The sequence below is a fragment of the Conyzicola sp. genome (assembly GCF_057073975.1).
Window position 1 is genome coordinate 1 of the sequence record NZ_JBXMIS010000019.1, and the last position, 2,354, is coordinate 2,354.

The following is a 2,354-nucleotide window of genomic DNA, read 5'->3' on the forward strand; positions in this document are numbered from 1 at the left end:
CGCGGCAGCCAGATCGGCGCCTGGGCCTCCCGCCAGAGCCAGGTCATCGACCCGCCCGGCGAGCTCGAACGCCGCGTCGCCGAGTTCGAGACCAAGTTCGCCGGCCGGGAGGTCCCCCGTCCCCCCCACTGGGGCGGCTGGCGCGTGGCCCCGGTGGCAATCGAGTTCTGGAAGAACATGGACAACCGGCTGCACGTCAGGCACAAGTACACCCGCGACGGCGAGCGGTGGCGGGTGGAGACGCTGTACCCGTGACGGGATGATGATGCGCGATGCACGAAAAGCCGCGCCAGGCGGCGATGCGGCTGCGGCCCCCGACTACATCGAGTGGAGGGAGAAATCGTCCGTTCGCCGGTAGCCGGGCGGGATCTCGAACTGCGAATGACTCACCGTCGCGCGCGTGAGGCTGGTGACCTCAAAATGTTCGGCGACCTTCGGATGCTCGCCCTTCTTTCGCGTCGTCACATGGAGCTTCAGTGGCATTCCCTCGAATAGCGAGTCACGCGCGTCGGACGACTTCCGAGCGAAAGCGCGATCCTGCTGCGCGAGCGCGCTCGGTGCGCGGGCGAGCAGCTCGACGAGCGGGTTGCGGGGAAGCTTCAGGTTCTTCGCCACCCAGTAGTCGGTCACGACTTCGTTCACCTCGGGCGGGTCGTCGGTGCTGCCGATGATCAGCGGGTGGACGCTGACCGCGAATCGCTGCACCAGCTGGAAGTGACGCGTGGGTTGACCGGCAACAGCTTCGCCGTCGCCGAGATCCTGGGTCACGACGGACGCGTCGCTCAGCTCGAACCGGACGATCAACTGCGTCGCGCGAAGCGCCTTGCCAATGATGTCGGTGAGCGCCTCCGGCGGGCTGTCGCTGTACTCCCGCTTGTCGGGATGGACGCTGTAGAGGTGGCCGGGTTTCATCACGAGATACTCGCCGCCGGAGCCGGGCATCTCCATGCGTGATGTGTCGCCGAGCACGTAGCCGACGCCCGCGCCTGGCTCGCCCTTGTCACCAACGGTTGTGAACTCGTATCGGATCCCCGCCGGCGCCTGGGCGGCCAGGGTGAGTGTCGATGCGGAACTCACGAGCAGCGCGACGGTGGCACGGCGGAAAAAGCGGCTGAGCTGGCGATCCATTTGATGACTCCCGACGCGAGACAGGTCCGACAGGGGTGGTGGCCCCTCGTACGCCCCAAAACACAGACTGTTTCGCGAGCCGCTGCCTTTGCCGCGACCGTTCCGGCATCGGTACCCCTCGCCCCCTACCGGCTCTATCTTCCGTCCATGGCAACGAAGGTACAGGCGGAGCCCGTCGAGGCTCCCACGGAGTGGTCGATCGAGTCGGCGCGGGCCCTCTACAACATCGAGGGTTGGGGCGCGGGCTTTTTTGACATCAATGAGAAGGGACACGTCGTCGTGCGGCCGGATCGCAACGACAACTCCCGTGAAGTCGATCTCCACGAGCTGGCGACCGATCTCGAGCAGCAGGGAGTCCAGCTCCCCGTGCTGGTCCGGTTCTCCGACATCCTGCGCTCGCGCATCGAGTCGCTGAGCGAGCGGTTCATCCGCGCGATCGAGGAGTACTCGTACAAGGGCGGCTACACCACCGTCTACCCGATCAAGGTCAACCAGCAGCGCCACGTCGTCGAGGAGATCGTCGAATACGGCAAGGCCCACGGGGTCGGGCTCGAGTGCGGGAGCAAGCCGGAGCTGCAGGCCGTGCTCGCGCTCAGCGACACCACCGAGCACCTCATCGTCTGCAATGGCTACAAGGACGAGGAGTTCATGCGCCTCGCCCTGATGGGGCAGAAGCTCGGGCACCAGGTGTTCATCGTCATCGAGCAGATCCACGAGATCGACACCCTGCTCCGCGTCGCCGACGAGCTGGGCGTGCAGCCGACCGCCGGCATCCGCATCAAGCTGGCGTCGGCTGGATTCGGGCGGTGGGCGCAGAGCGGTGGAGAGAAGTCGAAGTTCGGGCTCAACGCCGCCGATCTCGTTCGCGCGATCGACAAGTTCGCCGCGCTCGGGCGGCTCGATGTTCTCCGGCTGATCCACTTCCATCTCGGCAGCCAGATCACCGACATCCGCTACATCAAGCACGGGCTGCAGGAGATCGCGCGCTTCTACGCCGAGCTCCGGGCGATGGGGGTGAACATCACCCACGTCGACGTCGGCGGCGGGCTCGGTGTCGACTACGACGGCACCAACTCGACCTCGGTCTCGTCGGTGAACTACTCGCTGCAGGAGTACGCGAACGACGTGATCTACACGTTCGCCGAGTCGTGCACCGAGAACGAGCTGCCGATGCCGCACATCATCAGCGAGTCGGGGCGCGCCCTCACCGCGCACCACGCGCTGCT

General features: G+C 66.1%; 3 protein-coding genes. 2 read left to right on the forward strand and 1 reads right to left on the reverse strand.

Features of this window, described 5'->3' with window-relative positions; all coding sequences use genetic code 11:
- Nucleotides 1-255: pyridoxine 5'-phosphate oxidase C-terminal domain-containing protein (locus tag AC14A7_RS01960; RefSeq protein ID WP_484006200.1), on the forward strand; the 255-nt coding region annotated here is incomplete at its 5' end.
- Between the two features lie 63 nt (nt 256-318).
- On the opposite strand, the gene AC14A7_RS01965 is transcribed toward AC14A7_RS01960, so the two are convergent.
- Nucleotides 319-1,128, reverse strand: coding sequence for a hypothetical protein (locus tag AC14A7_RS01965; RefSeq protein WP_484006201.1), 810 nt, complete (start codon nt 1,126-1,128; stop codon nt 319-321).
- Between the two features lie 147 nt (nt 1,129-1,275).
- On the opposite strand from AC14A7_RS01965, the gene speA reads away from it, so the two are divergent.
- Nucleotides 1,276-2,354, forward strand: a 1,079-nt coding sequence (speA, locus tag AC14A7_RS01970) for a biosynthetic arginine decarboxylase (protein ID WP_484006202.1), incomplete at its 3' end; no start/stop codon positions are given.